Annotated in this window: 15 protein-coding genes; 10 read left to right on the top strand and 5 right to left on the bottom strand. The window is 74.2% G+C overall.

Translation table 11 applies throughout. The features are described 5' to 3' along the window. Positions 1-50: 50 nt before the first annotated feature. From ACIGEZ_RS29675 to ACIGEZ_RS29665, 3 genes are all read right to left on the bottom strand, one after another. Entirely contained in the window at positions 51-875 is an 825-nt protein-coding gene (locus ACIGEZ_RS29675) for an MOSC domain-containing protein (protein ID WP_399837032.1), read from the bottom strand. 37 nt (positions 876-912) lie between these two features. Then, positions 913-1,419 carry a DUF6643 family protein gene (locus ACIGEZ_RS29670; RefSeq protein ID WP_399837029.1) on the bottom strand — a complete coding sequence of 169 codons (507 nt, stop codon included), beginning with the start codon at positions 1,417-1,419 and terminating at the stop codon, positions 913-915. Positions 1,420-1,697: 278 nt separating this feature from the next. Further along, positions 1,698-2,921, bottom strand: coding sequence for a glycosyltransferase (locus tag ACIGEZ_RS29665; protein WP_399837026.1), 1,224 nt, complete (start codon positions 2,919-2,921; stop codon positions 1,698-1,700). Between the two features lie 58 nt (positions 2,922-2,979). Here ACIGEZ_RS29665 and ACIGEZ_RS29660 point away from each other — a divergent pair, with 58 nt between their 5' ends. From ACIGEZ_RS29660 to ACIGEZ_RS29625, 8 genes are all read left to right on the top strand, one after another. Continuing rightward, complete coding sequence (locus ACIGEZ_RS29660; protein ID WP_399837024.1) at positions 2,980-3,765, top strand: glutamate racemase; 786 nt, start codon at positions 2,980-2,982, stop codon at positions 3,763-3,765. Positions 3,766-3,824: 59 nt separating this feature from the next. Next, complete coding sequence (locus ACIGEZ_RS29655) at positions 3,825-4,400, top strand: hypothetical protein (protein WP_399837021.1); 576 nt, start codon at positions 3,825-3,827, stop codon at positions 4,398-4,400. 75 nt (positions 4,401-4,475) lie between these two features. Continuing rightward, positions 4,476-6,167: an apolipoprotein N-acyltransferase gene (gene lnt / locus ACIGEZ_RS29650; protein WP_399837020.1), complete on the top strand. Its 1,692-nt coding sequence runs from the start codon at positions 4,476-4,478 to the stop codon at positions 6,165-6,167. Positions 6,168-6,282: 115 nt separating this feature from the next. Further along, positions 6,283-6,765: an NUDIX hydrolase gene (locus ACIGEZ_RS29645; RefSeq protein ID WP_399837017.1), complete on the top strand. Its 483-nt coding sequence runs from the start codon at positions 6,283-6,285 to the stop codon at positions 6,763-6,765. A 55-nt stretch (positions 6,766-6,820) separates the two neighbouring features. Continuing rightward, entirely contained in the window at positions 6,821-7,654 is an 834-nt protein-coding gene (locus tag ACIGEZ_RS29640; RefSeq protein ID WP_399837015.1) for a 3-hydroxybutyrate dehydrogenase, read from the top strand. Between the two features lie 101 nt (positions 7,655-7,755). Beyond that, positions 7,756-9,681: a helix-turn-helix domain-containing protein gene (locus ACIGEZ_RS29635; protein ID WP_399837012.1), complete on the top strand. Its 1,926-nt coding sequence runs from the start codon at positions 7,756-7,758 to the stop codon at positions 9,679-9,681. 52 nt (positions 9,682-9,733) lie between these two features. After that, positions 9,734-10,933 (top strand): CaiB/BaiF CoA transferase family protein, encoded by a 1,200-nt coding sequence (locus ACIGEZ_RS29630; RefSeq protein WP_399837009.1) that lies wholly within the window; start codon positions 9,734-9,736, stop codon positions 10,931-10,933. Then, on the top strand, positions 10,923-11,837 hold the full coding sequence (locus tag ACIGEZ_RS29625) for a PhzF family phenazine biosynthesis protein (protein ID WP_399837006.1): 915 nt from the start codon (positions 10,923-10,925) through the stop codon (positions 11,835-11,837). The genes ACIGEZ_RS29630 and ACIGEZ_RS29625 overlap by 11 nt, the downstream gene beginning before the upstream one ends. A gap of 28 nt (positions 11,838-11,865) precedes the next feature. On the opposite strand, the gene ACIGEZ_RS29620 is transcribed toward ACIGEZ_RS29625, so the two are convergent. Beyond that, positions 11,866-12,720: a LysR family transcriptional regulator gene (locus ACIGEZ_RS29620; RefSeq protein ID WP_399837003.1), complete on the bottom strand. Its 855-nt coding sequence runs from the start codon at positions 12,718-12,720 to the stop codon at positions 11,866-11,868. Between the two features lie 70 nt (positions 12,721-12,790). On the opposite strand from ACIGEZ_RS29620, the gene ACIGEZ_RS29615 reads away from it, so the two are divergent. Beyond that, the gene (locus ACIGEZ_RS29615; RefSeq protein ID WP_399837000.1) at positions 12,791-13,678 is read left to right on the top strand and encodes an EamA family transporter; all 888 of its coding nucleotides are present in this window, start codon (positions 12,791-12,793) and stop codon (positions 13,676-13,678) included. On the opposite strand, the gene ACIGEZ_RS29610 is transcribed toward ACIGEZ_RS29615, so the two are convergent. Beyond that, positions 13,667-14,782 (bottom strand): AI-2E family transporter, encoded by a 1,116-nt coding sequence (locus ACIGEZ_RS29610; protein WP_399836997.1) that lies wholly within the window; start codon positions 14,780-14,782, stop codon positions 13,667-13,669. The genes ACIGEZ_RS29615 and ACIGEZ_RS29610 overlap by 12 nt on opposite strands. 153 nt (positions 14,783-14,935) lie before the next feature. Here ACIGEZ_RS29610 and ACIGEZ_RS29605 point away from each other — a divergent pair, with 153 nt between their 5' ends. Beyond that, on the top strand, positions 14,936-15,790 hold the full coding sequence (locus ACIGEZ_RS29605) for a DMT family transporter (RefSeq protein WP_399836994.1): 855 nt from the start codon (positions 14,936-14,938) through the stop codon (positions 15,788-15,790). Positions 15,791-15,799: the final 9 nt, after the last annotated feature.

Genomic DNA, 15,799 nt, shown 5'->3' with positions numbered 1-15,799 from the left:
TCCAACGAGTGTGCCCCCGGGGTGGTTTCCGCGCCTGTCGAACGCCGGGGTCAGTCCAGGATCCGGACCTCGTCGCCCACCTTGACGACTCCGCGCCCCTCGGGCACCAGGTTCTGCCCGAAGATCAGCCGGCTGCCGTCCTTCCGGTGCCGGGCCAGTGTGCGCAGCGGCTCCTTGCCGCGCTCGGCGGTCTGCTGGTCGGTGGTGGTGACCACGCACCGGCCGCAGGACCTGGCGACCCGGAAGGTGACCTCGCCGATGGAGAGCCGGCGCCAGCCGTCCTCGGCCCAGGGCGCGGTGCCGTCGACGACCACGTTCGGCCGGAACCGGTCCATGGGCAGCGGGCCCTCGTCGGCGTGATCGCCCTGGGCGATCAGGGAGTTGAGGGCGTCGAGCGAGGAGGTGGTGGTGACGAGCAGCGGATAGCCGTCGGCGAAGCTCACGGTCTCGCCCGGCAGCGCGTAGTCGGGGTCGACGGGCCGCCGGCGGGCCGGGTCGTCCATGTGGACGAGGCGGACCTCGCTGTCCAGGTAGGCGCTGAACCACGCGTCCGCCGCGGGGTCGGCGGGCACCGCCTCCACGACGGTGCCGAAGACGTCCACCGGGATCGTGGCCGAGGGGTGCGGAACCTCGACCGTCAGCGGTTCGCGGCCGGGCGCGGACAGCGTGACTCCGCCGTCCGGCAGCAGCCCGGCCGCCGCCAACGCCAGCCGAGCGTGCTGGCGTTGGGTCACGACCTTGCCCGCGGCGTCCACCACGGTCCAGCGGCGGTCACCGGCCAGTCCCCATGGCTGGACCTCCGCCTCCGCGGGGGTGAACCCGCGTAGTGCCTTGACCGGGTGGACATGGACGGAGCGCAAGACAGGAATCGGCATACCGCCATCCTGCCAGCCGCCGCGCCCGCTCCGAAGGTCAGTACCCCCGGCCCTGATACGGACGGTTGTACGGGTCGTCGTACGGCGCGGGCGCCGGCCGCGGGGCCGCCGGGCGCATCGCCTCGTAGCCGGTGGCCATCGGGCGCTGCTGCTGCGGTGCCTGGTGGGCCGGGTAGCCGCGCGGGGCGACGGGCTGCTGGGGGATGTACGGGGTGGGGGCGTGCTGCAGTGGCACGGGGGCCATCTGCGGGGCCGGCGCCATGTGCTGCGCGGGCTGGGGGTAGCCGTAGCCGCTGTTGCCGCCGTACGCCGGGGCGTGCTGCGGGGTGGGTGCCGCCGGGAGGGCGGGCAGCGCCGCGGGCAGCGCCGGCAGGTAGCCGCTGCTTCCGGAGAAGGAGCTGCCGGTGTCGTACGGGAAGGGCACTCGGATCGGGGCGATCTGAGGCGTGCCCCGCTCTGCGACGAGCGAGTCGTAGATCGGGGTGTCGGGGAACGACGGCGCGGTGTAGTAACCGCCTCCGTAGGTGGAGCGCGGGGAGGTCATGGCTCATAAGGTAAGCCCACTTGTGCCGGATGGGGAGACCGATAAGACGGTTGATTGACGGGTTCTGAGTGGCCGTCGATCCCCAATGCGATCGAACATGACAAAAACGGGCACCCTTCGGCGTATTGATCTTGTAAAGCCCAAGCTCGGAGGGGGTTACCCACGGGTCCGGGTATCAGGTGGACGTAAAGAAAACCGGCGGCGACAAAGAGGTTGTCGGGCCCTCCGGGTGGCTGATCATGTTCATGCTTTAAATAACGCCTCCTCTTGAGGGTGCGTCAGTCATTACTCCCCGTGTCGGGAAAAGCGCTCTGCGGTGCGGATTTCGATTTCGGTGCATCGGCGTCCGGCCGGTCGTACGTCCGCCCCTTCCAGGCCGCGCCCCGCCCCCGGTAGTGCTGCACCGCCGAGTCCACCGTCATCAGGAGATAGAGCAGTGCCGTGAACGGCAGCAGCGGCGCGAGCCGGAGCGGCTGGCGGTAGTAGCGGAGCATCGGCAGATACGTCCCCGTCATCACCGCCCAGGCGAGCCCCCCGGCCCAGGCCGCCGCCGCGTCCCGGGTCGCCAGGCCGGCCAGCAGGGTCGCGGGCGGCGCCAGATAGACAAGGGCGAGGCCCGCGACCGTCCCCGCGAGGACGAGCGGGCTGTGGCGCAGCTGGGTGTACGCGCTGCGCGAGACCATCCGCCACAGGTCGCCGAGGCGGGGATACGGGCGGATGCTGTCCACCCGTTCGGCGAGCCCCAGCCAGATCCGCCCACCCGCCGCCCGTACCGCCCTAGCCAGCGACACGTCGTCGATGACCGCCTGCCGGATCGACTCCGGCACCCCCGCCCGGTCCGCCGTCTCCGTCCGCAACAGGACACAGCCGCCCGCGGCCGCCGTCGCCAGCGGGCGCCGCCGGTTGATCCACCGGAAGGGGTAGAGCTGACAGAAGAAGTAGACGAAGGCCGGGACTACCAGCCGCTCCCAGAAGCTCGCCACCCTGAGCCGGGCCATCTGCGACACCAGGTCGAGCCCGTGCCCCGTCGCCGCGGCGACGAGCAGCCGCAGGCTGTCCGGCTCGTGCGCGATGTCCGCGTCCGTCAGGAGCAGGAACTCCGGTTTGCGCTCCCGGGCCAGCGCCGTGCCATGCCGCAGCGCCCACAGCTTGCCCGTCCAGCCCGCCTCCGGATCGCCCGGCGAGACCACCGTCAGCGGCAGACCGCCCTGGGCCAGCGCCAGCTCCTCGGCCAGCCGCCCGGTGCCGTCGGTGCTCCCGTCGTCCACGAGGATCACCTCCGCCGGCCCCGGATAGTCCTGGGCCAGCAGCGAGGGCAGGCTCAGCGGCAGCACCTCCGCCTCGTCGCGCGCCGGGACGACGACCACCACGCGCGGCCAGCGCTCAGGGGCGGCGCGGGGCGCCGGCAGGCGCTGGTCCGTGCGCCAGAACCAGCCCTGGCCCAGGAGCAGCCACCCCCAGACGGTCAGGGAACCGATCGCGATCCACGCAAGCAGGCTCATTCGCCGCAGTCTGCCCCAGATTGCCGGGCACGCAAGGGCGGTCGGCTAGGGTGACCGGGTGAAGATCGCGCTCATGGACTCCGGAATCGGCCTGCTCCCGGCAGCTGTCGCGGTTCGCCGTATGCGGCCCGACGCCGATCTCGTCATCTCCAGTGACCCCGACGGCATGCCGTGGGGCCCGCGCACCCCCGAGGACCTCACCGAGCGCGCCCTCGCCGTCGCCCGCGCCTCCGCCGCGTACGAGCCCGACGCCCTGATCGTCGGCTGCAACACGGCCACCGTGCACGCCCTGCCGGCGCTCCGGGCCGCCCTCGAACCCCGTATCCCGGTCATCGGCACCGTGCCCGCGATCAAGCCCGCAGCGGTGGGCGGCGGCAAGGTCGCCATCTGGGCCACCCCCGCCACCACCGGCAGCGCCTACCAGCGCGGGCTCATCCGCGACTTCGCCGACGGCGCCGAGGTCACCGAGGTGCCCTGCCCGGGCCTGGCCGACGCCGTCGAGCACGACGACACCGAGGCCGTACGCCGTGCCGTCGCCGCGGCGGCCGCGCTCACCCCCCGGGACGTCAGGGCCGTCGTCCTGGGATGCACCCATTACGAGCTCGTCGACGAGCAGATCCGGGCGGCCCTGGCCCGCACCGATCCGCCCCCCGTCGTTTTGCACGGCTCAGCCGGGGCAGTCGCCGCACAGGCGCTCCGCCGCATCGGGGTCGAAGCAGACCCGGCCGCGGCCCCCACGGGCTCCCTGACCGTGCTCCTGAGCGGCCGCACCGGCACACTGCCGGGCGCGGCTCTCCGCTACGCGGAAGGGCGCCTGCTGGGGACGGCGACCGCCGCGCACTGAGCGTGCCCGGACGACTGCGCCGAGGCGCCGAAGCGGCGGAACGTACGTAGGCTGTCACCATGAGGGACCACTCCCCGAACCAGGGTCCCGAGGGACCCGCGCCCACGGTCTGGACCGGCCGGGCGACCAACCGCCTGCAGTGGCTGCCGGCCGTGGCCGGCGTCGCCTGCATGGCGCTCGGCATCACGCTGGCCGTCGAATCGCCCTGGACCTCGGGCATCGCCCCGCTGCTCATGGCCGTGATCGGCTGCGTGGCGGCGGGCGTCCTCGTGCTCTTCGGCACGCTCGCCTTCGTACACGTCGCCGTCCGCGTCGACGACCTCGCCATGGAGGTCCGCTGCGGCCACATCGGCGTACCGCGCCGCCGCATCCCGCTCTCCCACGTGGTCGGCGCCGACTTCGCGCCCTCCGTCACCCCGCGCCAGTGGGGCGGCTGGGGCTACCGCTGGCGGCCCGAGAAGGGCACCGCCGTCATCGTGCGCCGGGGGGAGGGCCTGGTCCTCAGGCTCGGCGACGGGCGGACCTTCACCGTCACCGTCGACGACGCAGAGTCCGGCGTCCAGATCATCCGCGCCCTGCTGCTGCGCCGCCCCGCCCCGCCCGCGCCCACGACGCCGACCGGACCCGCGGTCTGAGCGGCGCACCGCCGGGCGGCGCGTGAGACGGGCCGCACATCTGTCGGGCGCGCCGTGCGCCGTAGACTCCGCCACGTGAGCGCCACCATCACCCCCGTCGACGTGCCCGAACCCGCCGCCGCGCCGGAGCGGGCCCGCGGCCCGCGCCGGCTCCTGCGGCCCGGCGGGGCCGTACTGTCCGGGCTCCTGCTCTTCCTGAGCTTCCCGCCCCGGCCCCTGTGGTGGCTCGCGCTGCCCGCGTTCGCGCTGCTCGGCTGGACCCTGCGCGGCCGCCGGCTGCGCGCCGGCTTCGGGCTCGGCTACCTCGCCGGGCTCGCCTTCCTGCTGCCGCTGCTGGTGTGGACCGGCGAGGAGGTCGGCCCCGGGCCCTGGCTGGCGCTCGTCGGAGCGGAGGCGCTCTTCGTCGCCGCGTCCGGGCTCGGGATCGCCGCCGTGTCGCGGCTTCCCGCCTGGCCGGTGTTCGCCGCCGCCGTGTGGGTCCTCGGCGAGGCGGCCCGCGCCCGGATGCCGTTCGGCGGCTTCCCCTGGGGCAAGATCGCCTTCGGTCAGGCGGACGGGATCTTCCTGCCGCTCGCGGCCGTGGGCGGCACCCCCGTGCTCGGCTTCGCCGTCGCGCTGTGCGGCTTCGGACTGTACGAGGTGGTGCGGCAGGTCCTGCTCCGCCGCCGCGCCCGTACCGCCGACGCGGAGTCCACGGAGGCCACTGAGGCCACGGAATCCACGGAGGCTGCCGAGTCGGCGGAGCCCGTGACCGCCCGGGCCGTCAGGCCCCTCGCGCGCGGCCCGCTGCTCGCCGCCGCACTCGCCGTGCTCGTCCCGGTCGCCGGCGCCGTCGCCGCCGTGCCGCTCGTGTCCGACGTCGCGGAGGACGGCACCGCCACCGTGGCCGCCGTCCAGGGCAACGTGCCGCGCCTCGGCCTCGACTTCAACTCCCAGCGACGCCAGGTCCTCGACAACCACGCCAAGCGCACCGTGGAGCTGGCCGAGGCCGTGAAGGCGGGCCGCGAGCCGCAGCCCGACTTCGTGCTGTGGCCGGAGAACTCCTCCGACATCGACCCGTACGCCAACCCCGACGCCTACCAGGTGATCGACCAGGCGGTACGGAAGATCGGCGCACCGACCGTGATCGGCGCCGTCATCGCGCCCGAGACCGGCAAGCTGCGCAACACCCTCATCCAGTGGGACCCCAAGGGCGGCCCGGTTGCCGAGTACGACAAGCGGCACGTGCAGCCCTTCGGCGAGTACATCCCGATGCGGCCCTTCGTACGGATCTTCAACAGCAACGTCGACCGGGTCAGCCGCGACTTCGGACCCGGCACCAAGGTCGGCGTCTTCGACCTCGCCGGCACCAGGGTCGGCCTCGCCACCTGCTACGAGGCGGCCTTCGACTGGGCGGTGCGGGACACCGTCACGCACGGCGCCCAGCTGATCACCGTGCCCAGCAACAACGCCACCTTCGGCCGCAGCGAGATGACCTACCAGCAGCTCGCCATGTCCCGGGTGCGGGCCGTCGAGCACAGCCGCAGCGTGGTCGTGCCGGTCACCAGCGGCGTCAGCGCCGTCATCCGGCCCGACGGGAAGATCGTGGCGGAGACCAGGATGTTCACCCCGGACGTGCTGGTCGAGAAGGTGCCGCTGCGCTCCTCGCTGACCCCGGCCACCCGCATGGGCACGCTGCCCGAGGCGCTGCTCGTCGCGCTCGCCGTGGCCGGTCTCGGCTGGTCGGCGGCGCGGTCCGTACGGGCGCGGCGCGGCCCGGCGGCCTGATCCGGGGCGCTCGCCGGACCGTCGCCGGCCCCTCGCCCGGCCTCTCGCCCGGCCCCTCGATCGGTCCGGACGGGCGGCCTGGGCCCTGGCTCCGAAGATGATCTAGGGTCGGGGTATGGGCACCCCCGACTTCATCCGTGACATCCGGGCCTCCGCCGGCCATCAGCTGCTCTTCCTGCCGGGTGTGAGCGCCGTCGTCTTCGACGACCGGGGACGGGTGCTGCTCGGCCGGCGCGTCGACAACGGGATGTGGGCGATCGTCGGCGGCATCGTCGAGCCCGGCGAGCAGCCCGCCGCCTGCGCCGTCCGCGAGGTGTACGAGGAGACGGGCGTGCGCTGCGAGGTGGAGCGGGTCGTGCTCGTGCAGACCCTGCGCAAGCCGATCGTCTACCCCAACGGCGACCGGTGCCAGTTCATGGACGTCTCCTTCCGCTGCCGGGCCGTCTCGGGAGAGGCCAGGGTCAACGACGACGAGTCGCTCGAGGTCGGCTGGTTCGGGCTCGACGAGCTCCCGGAGATGAAGCGCTTCTCGAACTTCCGGATCGAGAAGGCCCTCGCCGACGAACCCACATGGTTCGACAACACGACCCTGGGCTGAACTATGGGCGGGGAACACATCGGTCGGGGGTGGGCCGCTTCATAGGGTGCGGAGCATGAGCGCCCCCACCACATCAGGTCCCGTACCGGCCCAGGCCCTCGCGCCCCGGCCCGTACCCCGGGCCGTCACCCTCGACCTCTCCGGGCGCACCGCGCTCGTCACCGGTGCGGCCGGCGGCATCGGCCGCGCCTGCGCGCTGCGGCTCGCCGCCGCGGGGGCCCGGGTCAGAGCCGTCGACCGGGCCGCCGAAGGGCTCGACGAGCTGGCCGAAGCCGCCCGGGGGCTGACGGGCGCGGTCGAGCCGCGGCTGCTCGACCTCACCGACCTCGACGCCGCGGAGGCGGCGGCCGCGGGCGCCGACATCCTGGTGAACAACGCCGGACTCCAGCTCGTCCGCCCCCTCCACGAGTTCCCGCCCGAGGTCTTCCACACCGTCCTCACCGTGATGCTGGAGGCGCCGTTCCGCCTGATCAGGGGCGCGCTTCCGGAGATGTACGCGCGCGGCTGGGGCCGTATCGTGAACGTCTCCTCCGTCCACGGGCTGCGCGCCTCGCCCTTCAAGTCGGCCTATGTGGCCGCCAAACACGGTCTGGAGGGCCTCTCCAAGACCGCGGCCCTCGAAGGCGCCCCGCACGGCGTCACCTCCAACTGCGTCAACCCCGGCTATGTGCGCACGCCCCTGGTCGAGCGGCAGATCGCCGACCAGGCCGCCGCGCACGGCATCCCGCCGGAGCGGGTGCTGTCCGAGGTGCTGCTGAAGGACTCGGCGCTCAAGCGGCTCATCGAGCCCGACGAGGTCGCCGAGGCCGTGCTGTACCTCTGCACACCGCAGGCGTCGTTCGTCACCGGTGCCTCGCTCACGATGGACGGGGGCTGGACGGCCCACTAGGCAGGTCCGGCGGATCGGGCCGGTCCGCGCGTGTCCGTTGTCCACAGGCGGTTGTCCACAGGGCTGGTGCGACCCCCCGTACGGCAGGTATCCCTGTGACCATGACCCACGAACAGGCCGTCTACCTGGACCTCCTCGCCCGAGGCGCCGCCACCGAGGCGTACGACCGGCCCGTGCTGCTCGCCCGTGCGAGCGGTGCGGGGCCGGAGGTGCTGGCCGAGCTGGAGCAGGCCAAGCTGCTGGCCCTGCGGGTCAGGGCGGAGCTGGAGGGCCGGCGGCGGCGCGAGGCGGAGCTCTCCGCGCTGTTCGAGACCGCCCACGACCTCGCGGGTCTGCGCGACCTCGACGACGTGCTGCGCGCGATCGTGCAGCGCGCCCGCTCCCTGCTGGGCACCGAGGTCGCCTACCTCAGCCTCAACGACCCGGTGCGCGGCGACACGTACATGCGGGTCACCGAGGGCTCGGTCTCGGCCCGGTTCCAGCAGGTGCGGCTCGGCATGGGGGAGGGCCTCGGCGGGCTCGTCGCCCAGACCGCCCGGCCCTACGTCACCGACGACTACTTCCGCGACGAGCGCTTCCGGCACACCGAGCCCATCGACAGCGCGGTCGGCGACGAGGGCCTGGTCGCGATCCTCGGGGTGCCGCTCACCCTCGGCAGCCAGGTCATCGGCGTGCTCTTCGCCGCCGACCGGCGGGCCCGGGTCTTCGAGCGGGAGCAGGTCGCCCTGCTCGGGTCCCTCGCCGCCCACGCGGCCGTCGCCATCGACACGGCCAACCTGCTGGCCGAGACGCGTTCCGCACTCGCCGAGCTGGAGCGGGCCAACGACATCATCCGCGAGCACAGCGGAGTGATCGAACGGGCCTCGGAGGTCCACGACCGGCTCACCGAACTGGTGCTGCACGGCGGCGGGGTGCACGACGTGGCCGCCGCCGTCTCCGAAGTGCTCGGCGGCACCGTCGAGTTCACGGAGGAGCGGCAGGGGTCCGGTAGGCCGGCCGAGGGCCACGCCGTACGCGACGGAGACGACTGGATCGCCGCCGTCTCGGCCGGTGGCGAGACCTTCGGCGCCCTCGTGCTGCGCGGCTGTCCGGACGTCGACCCCGTCGACCTGCGCACGCTGGAGCGGGCCGCCCTGGTGACCTCGCTGCTGCTGCTCGCGCGCCGCTCCGCCGGCGAAGCCGAGCAGCGGGTGCGGGGCGAGCTGCTCGACGACCTCCTCGACGCGCCGGAGCGCGACCGCCGGCTCCTGCGTGAGCGTGCCGCCCGGCTGCGGACCGACACCGACGCGCCCCATGTCGTGCTCGCCGCCCGCATCGACCGGGCCGGCGCGGAAGCGGCCGCAGGCGCCGGGACCGGTTCCGGCGCCTGCGGAGAGCCGGAGGCGGCCGGCCGGGAGAGTGCCGACCGGCAGCGGCTGAGCTCGGCCGCCTCCCATCTGGCGGCCACCCGGCACGGCCTCGCCTCGGCCCGCGACGGGGGCATGGTGCTCCTGCTGCCCCTCGGCCCCGGCGAGGACGCCGCCGAACTGGCCCGGCAGACCGCGAAACACCTGGGCGGCGCCCTGCGCGAGCCGGTCACCGTCGGCGCCTCCGCGCCGCTCACGGACCCCCTCGCCCACCCGGAGCGGGTCGCCCCCGCGTACGAGGAGGCCCGCCGCTGCCTCGACGCCCTGCGGTTGCTGCGCCGCCAGGGAGAGGGCGCGGCCGCCGAGGACCTGGGCTTCCTCGGTCTGCTGCTCGCCGACACCCGGGACATCGAGGGCTTCGTCGACCGCACCATCGGCCAGGTCGTCGCCTACGACCGGCGCCGCGGCACCGACCTGGTGCGCACCATGGACGCCTACTTCGCGAGCGGGATGAGCCCCGCCCGTACCAAGGACGACCTGCACGTCCATGTGAACACCGTGGCCCAGCGCGTCGAGCGGATAGGCCGGCTCCTGGGACCCGACTGGCAGTCCCCGGCCCGCGCCCTGGAGATCCAGCTGGCCCTGCGGCTGCACGCCCTTTCGGCCGCCGTCATACGCTGACCGGGCTCCCGGCCGAACAGCACCGAACAGCACCGCACCTGGAGGTCGCCCGATGACCGGACTCCCCGCAGACCTGCCGCTCGCCGGCATCACCGTCGTCAGCCTCGAACAGGCCGTGGCGGCCCCCTTCGCCACCCGGCAGCTCGCCGACCTCGGAGCCAGGGTGATCAAGGTCGAGCGGCCCGGGGAGGGCGACTTCGCCCGCCGTTACGACACCACCGTGCACGGCGAGTCCAGCTATTTCGTGTGGCTCAACCGGTCCAAGGAGTCGATCACCCTCGACCTGAAGACGGACGGGGGACGCGAGGTCCTGGAGCGACTGCTCGGCGAGGCCGACGTGTTCGTGCAGAATCTGGCGCCCGGCGCGGCCGCCCGCATGGGCCTCGGCGCGGAGGCGCTCGCCGAGCGGTTCCCGTCGCTGATCGCGTGCACCGTCTCCGGGTACGGCACCAGCGGCCCGTGGGCCGACCGCAAGGCGTACGACCTCCTGGTGCAGTGTCAGACCGGCCTCGTCTCGCTGACCGGGAACGAGCACGGCACGGCCAGGGCCGGGGTGTCGGTCGCCGACATCGCCGCCGGGATGTACGCGTACACCGGCATCCTCACCGCCCTGTTCACCCGCGCGACCACGGGCAGGGCCCGGGCGGTGGAGGTCTCGCTCTTCGAGGCGCTCGCCGAGTGGGTCAGCCAGCCTGCCTACTACACCCGCTTCGGTGGCACCCAGCCCCCGCGCGTCGGCACCCGGCACGCCACCATCGCCCCCTATGGCGCCTTCACCGCCGCCGACGGCAAGGAGGTGCTGTTCTCCATCCAGAACGAGCGCGAATGGGCCGCCCTGTGCGAGCGGTTCCTGGGCAGGCCGGAGCTCGTCGACGATCCGCGCTTCGCCACCGGCTCCGACCGGGTCGCGCACCGCGAGGAGATCGACGCGATCGTCGCGGAACGGTTCGCCGAGCTCGACAGCGACGCGGCGGGCAAACTCCTCGACGAGGCGGTCATCGCCAACGCCGGGGTCAACGACATGGCCGCCTTCCTCGAGCACCCGGTGCTCGACGCCCGGGACCGCTGGCGGGACGTGCGCATCCCCGGCGGCGCCCGCGTACCGGCCCTGCTGCCCCCGGCCGATCTCGCCGGCACCGCCCCGCGGATGGACCCCGTGCCGGCCGTCGGCGAGCACACCGAGAGCATCCTGGCGGAACTCGGCTACGGGGCCGCCGACATCGCGACGCTGCGGGCCGGCCGTGCCCTCTGACCCGACCGTCGGGCTCGTCCGCGCCTGCCAGCGCGACGGCACCGGCGGCAGCCCCACGGCGGTGGTCGTCGAGGAGGCGCCGCTGACGGACGCGGAACGCCGCCGGGTGCCGGTCGAGTGGGGCGTCTCGCACGCCGTGTACGCGCGCGTGCACGACGGCCTTCCCGAACCGATAGTGGACCTGCGGTTCTTCACCGCCGAGGGGGAGCTCCCGGCGTGCGGTCACGGCACCGTCGCCGCCCTCGTCCTCCTCGCAGCCCGAGCCCGAGCCCGCGCCGGCTCGGGCTCGGGGGCCGGCGCCGGCGCCGGGACTTCGGCCGCGGAGCCCTACCGGGCCACGCTCCGCACGGCAGGGCGCTCCTTCCCCGGCCGGGCCCGCGTCGACGGTGACCGCGGCACCGGGCTCTTCGACCCGGGACCGGTCGCCCTCCGCGATCCGTCCGCCGCCGAACGCGCCCTCGTGCTGCCCGCCCTGGGACTCGCACCCGACGAGCCGGGCCAGGCGGTACGGGTGGCGGGGGTGGGCCGCGAGCGGATCCTGGTGCCCGTGTCGTCCCGCTCCGCGCTCGCCGCGCTCACCCCGGACCTCGACCGGCTGCGTGCGGCCTGCGACCGCCTCGGACTGCTCGGCGCCTACGTGTACTCCCCGCCCTCGTCCACGGGTTCGCTCGCGGCCCGCATGTTCGCCCCTTCGATCGGGGTCCCGGAGGACATCGCCAACGCCAACAGCACCGCCTGCCTCGCCGCCCACCTCGCCGGGCGGGAGGTCACCGACCTCGCCGTCGACATGGGGGATGCGCTCGGCAGCCCCGCCAGGATCACCGCCACGCTCACCGAGGATCCCGGTCCGGGCCGGCCCGGACCCCGGATCCTGTTGGGCGGCACCGCCCAGGTGCTCGGCTGAAACGGTCCGTCACGACCCCGATGGTCCGTCAGGCCGCCCGGTAGAGCGCGCTGAGCAGCTCGATCACGGACTGGGCGGAGGGATGCGGGTCGTCGCGCCACCAGGCGAGCCGCACGGCGACCGGCTCGGCGTCGCGCACCGGGCGGTAGACCACCCCGGGCCGGGCGTACTGGCTGGCCGTGGCCTCCGCGCTCATGCCGATGCGGCGGCCGGTCGAGATCGCGGTGAGCCAGTCGTCCACGTCGTACGTCTCCTCCGTCGCCGGCCGGGAGTCCGGCGGCCACAGCTCCGGCGTCGTCGTCCCCGTACGCCGGTCGATCAACAGCGTATGGCCGCTGAGGTCGGCGAGGCGGACCGAACGGCGCCTGGCCAGCGGGTCGTCGGCGGCCATCGCGCACAGCCGCCGCTCCAGGCCCACGATGGCCGAGTCGAAGCGCCGGTCCTCCAGCGGCCTGCGCAGCACGGCCAGGTCGCACGAGCCCTCCGCGAGGCCCGCGGTCGCCGTGTTGACCCGGACCATGTGGAGCTCCGTCGCGGGGTGCGCGGCCGCCCAGCCGCGCTGGAACGCCGGGGTGTGGCGGCCGAGGGCCGACCAGGCGTAACCGATCCGCAGCACGTGCTGCCCCGCCGTCGCCTCCCGGACCAGTTCGTCCGCCCCGGCGAGCACCCGCCGGGCGTGCGCGACCACCCGCACCCCGGCGGCCGTCGGGGCGACCGAGCGCGAGGTGCGGCGCAACAGCCGTACCCCCAGCGTTCGTTCGAGCGAGGCGAGGGTCCGGGAGACGGCGGCCTGCGAGACCCCGAGCGCGAGCGCGGCGTCGGTGAAGGTGCCCTCGTCGACGATCGCGACGAGACAGCGCAGCTGCCGCAGTTCCACATCCATGACTCCATCGTATAGATGCGATCCGGCGATGCATTTTGCGCAAGCACCGTTCGGCCCCGACGATCGGCCCATGCATCCCGCCCCCGCCGGCCACGCCCCGGCGACGACGCAGACCGAGTCCCCGCGCCGCACGTCCCCAGCCGGTGTGGCCGCCATGCTCGGCAGCGGCCTGTCCAACCAGATCGGCGCCGCGACCGGCTCCCTCGCCTTCCCCGTCCTCGGACCCGTCGGCGTCGTCGCGGTCCGGCAGTACGTCGCCGCCGCCGTCCTGCTCGCCGTCGGACGGCCCCGGCTGCGCGACTTCACCTGGAGCCAGTGGCGCCCGGTGATCCTGCTCGCGATCGTCTTCGGCACGATGAACCTCTCCCTCTACACGGCCATCGACCGGGTCGGCCTCGGCCTCGCCGTGACCCTGGAGTTCCTCGGCCCGCTCGCCATCGCCCTGGCCGCCACCCGCCGCCGCGTCGACGCCTGCTGCGCGGTCATCGCGGCCGCCGGTGTCATCACCCTCATGCGACCCCAGCCCTCCACCGACTACGTCGGCATGGGCTTCGGCCTCCTGGGAGCGGTGTGCTGGGCGTCGTACATCATGCTCAACCGCACCGTCGGCCGCCGCGTCCCCGGCGCGCAGGGCAGCGCGGCCGCGGCGACGCTGTCCGCCGTCATGTTCCTGCCCGTCGGGCTCGCGGTCGTGCTGCGCCATCCGCCGACCGCCGCGTCCCTCGGGTACGCCGTCGCCGCCGGCGTCCTCGCCTCGGCCGTCCCGTACCTCGTCGACCTGTTCACCCTGCGGCACGTGCCGGCCGCCGCCTTCGGCCTCTTCATGAGCGTCAACCCCGTGCTCGCCGCCCTGGTCGGCTGGATCGGGCTCGGTCAGCGGCTCGGCTGGATCGAGGCGGCCGCCATCGGAGCCGTCGTCGGCGCCAACGTCCTCAGCCTCGCCGGCTCACGCCGCTGAGCCCGGCGGCCCCGCCACCTCCGGCGCAGGGCCGGGCGGCGGGTCCTCCGCCGCCCCGCGGGCCTTGCGCAACGCCGTGTACACCGACCACACCACCGACACCAGCGGCACCGCCACCACCGCCCCGACGATCCCTGCCGCGATCGAACCGGCGATCACCGAGATCGCCACCACCAGCGGATGCAGCCGTACGGCCCAGCTCATGACCAGCGGATGCAGCAGATGGCCCTCGATCTGGCCGATCACCACGATCAGCCCGACCACGATCGCCGCCACCAGCGGCCCCTTCGACGCCAGCGCCACGACCGCGGCCACCGCCAGCGCGACCGGCGAGCCGATCAGCGGAACGAACGCCGCCGCGAACTCGAGGAGCGCCAGTGGCACCGCGAGCGGCACCCCCAGCAGCCACAGCGCGAGCCCGACCAGGACCGCGTTCGTCGCCGCCACCAGCACGATGCCGTGCGTGTACCCGGTGAACGTCCGCCACGCCGCCCGCCCGCCGGTCTCCACCCGCCCCCGCACGGACCGCGGCAACTGCTCCTGGAACCACGCCCACTGCCGGTCCCCCGAGTGGATGAAGAACACCGCGGTGAACAGGGCGAGCGCGAGCGTCGTCAGCACCGCCACGAGATGGTGCGCCCCGCTCACCGCGTCGCTGACCAGCGTCGACCTGTGGTCGGACAGGAACTGGGTGATCTTCGCCTGGAGGTCCGACAGCGCCTCGGGGTTCACCCGGAAGGGCGGCTCCTCCAGCCAGCGCTCGATCCGGTCGACGCCCTCGCGGAACTCCCGCACCAGCGTCGTCCGCTCGCCCGCCACCGCCTCGCCGACCAGCGCGAGCACGCCGAGGACGAGGGCGATGCTGCCCAGCATGGTGATCGTCACCGCCAGCGACCGGGGGATGCCGCGCGCGGCGAGGTTCGCGACCGGCCGCAGCAGCGCGGTGATCACCAGACCGAGGAACACCGCCACACCGATCTCGTGGAACCGCCCGAGCACGGCGAACAGGGCGTAGACGAGGCCGCCGACGACGAGCAGCCGCCACGCGTAGGCGGCGGCCGTGCGGAGGAACGGGACCACCGGCGGTGGCGTGGCTGGCTGCATGGTCGACGACGTACCACCCCGGCGGCGCCGGGCCACGCCCGAGGTCCCACATTCGCCCGGACCATCACCCGGCATTGGCCCGACCGGGTCCTCCGTACGGGCGGTGGCCGGTGTCGCCACCCGGACGGCCGTCACCCCGGAGAGGATCGGGGGATGGGCGTCGTCCTGCCGGTCCTCTTCTCGCTGTTCGCCGCGTTCAGCAACGCGCTCGCCACGGTGCTCCAGCGCCGCGCCGCGCTCACCGTCCCCCAGTCGGACTCCTTCCGGCCCGGTCTCATCCTCGATCTGCTGCGCCGCCCGCTGTGGCTCGCGGGCATCCTCGCCGTGATCGCCGCCGGGGTCGGGCAGGCGGCGGCCCTCGCGACCGGACCGCTGGCGCTCGTCCAGCCGCTCTTCGTGCTGGAACTGCCCCTCGCGCTGCTGATCGCCTCCCTGATGACGCGCGAACGACTGCCCGCCCGGCTGTGGGCGGCGGTCGCGGCGGTCGTCGCCGGACTCGGGGCGGCGCTGCTCGCCGCCTCGCCCACCGGCAACCGCACCCATGTGGAGCTCGACCGCTGGGTTCCGGCCCTGGTGGCCTGCGCCGTCGCCGTGGTGGCGCTCGCGGCGACGGGACTGCGCAGACCGGCCGGGCGGGCCCGCGCCGGCTGCCTCGGCGCCGCGACGGCGATCTGTTACGCGCTCACCGCGGCCCTCATGAAGACGTCCATGCACATCCTCTCCGACGGCGGGCTCGCCGCGTTCCTGACCGCCTGGCAGACCTACGCCTTCTGCGTGGCCGGAATCGCGGCCCTCCTGCTGCTCGAACACGCCATGCAGGGCGGGCCGCTCGTCGCCTCACAGCCCGCCCTGACCCTCGGCGACGCCACGGTGAGCCTGGCCCTCGGCGTCCTGCTGTACGAGGAGCACGTACGGTCCGGCTGGTGGCTGCTGCCCCAGCTGGCGGGCGTCGCGCTCATCGTCCTCGGGGTGTTCGCGCTGGCCCGCAGCGGGGTCAGCGCGTCGTAGGAAGCCGGA

It is taken from the genome of Streptomyces sp. NPDC085481, assembly GCF_044541845.1.
Taxonomy (GTDB): domain Bacteria; phylum Actinomycetota; class Actinomycetes; order Streptomycetales; family Streptomycetaceae; genus Streptomyces.
The sequence above is the reverse complement of the archived record's forward strand: the minus strand, read 5'-3'. Positions and strand labels throughout refer to the sequence as shown.

Bases quoted from the DNA above. Each gene is read 5' to 3' on its own strand.
- ACIGEZ_RS29675 (WP_399837032.1), bottom strand. From the start codon at position 875: ATGCCGATTCCTGTCTTGCGCTCCGTCCATGTCCACCCGGTCAAGGCA.
- ACIGEZ_RS29670 (WP_399837029.1), bottom strand. From the start codon at position 1,419: ATGACCTCCCCGCGCTCCACCTACGGAGGCGGTTACTACACCGCGCCG.
- ACIGEZ_RS29665 (WP_399837026.1), bottom strand. From the start codon at position 2,921: ATGAGCCTGCTTGCGTGGATCGCGATCGGTTCCCTGACCGTCTGGGGG.
- ACIGEZ_RS29655 (WP_399837021.1), top strand. From the start codon at position 3,825: ATGAGGGACCACTCCCCGAACCAGGGTCCCGAGGGACCCGCGCCCACG.
- ACIGEZ_RS29645 (WP_399837017.1), top strand. From the start codon at position 6,283: ATGGGCACCCCCGACTTCATCCGTGACATCCGGGCCTCCGCCGGCCAT.
- ACIGEZ_RS29640 (WP_399837015.1), top strand. From the start codon at position 6,821: ATGAGCGCCCCCACCACATCAGGTCCCGTACCGGCCCAGGCCCTCGCG.
- ACIGEZ_RS29635 (WP_399837012.1), top strand. From the start codon at position 7,756: ATGACCCACGAACAGGCCGTCTACCTGGACCTCCTCGCCCGAGGCGCC.
- ACIGEZ_RS29630 (WP_399837009.1), top strand. From the start codon at position 9,734: ATGACCGGACTCCCCGCAGACCTGCCGCTCGCCGGCATCACCGTCGTC.
- ACIGEZ_RS29620 (WP_399837003.1), bottom strand. From the start codon at position 12,720: ATGGATGTGGAACTGCGGCAGCTGCGCTGTCTCGTCGCGATCGTCGAC.
- ACIGEZ_RS29615 (WP_399837000.1), top strand. From the start codon at position 12,791: ATGCATCCCGCCCCCGCCGGCCACGCCCCGGCGACGACGCAGACCGAG.
- ACIGEZ_RS29610 (WP_399836997.1), bottom strand. From the start codon at position 14,782: ATGCAGCCAGCCACGCCACCGCCGGTGGTCCCGTTCCTCCGCACGGCC.
- ACIGEZ_RS29605 (WP_399836994.1), top strand. From the start codon at position 14,936: ATGGGCGTCGTCCTGCCGGTCCTCTTCTCGCTGTTCGCCGCGTTCAGC.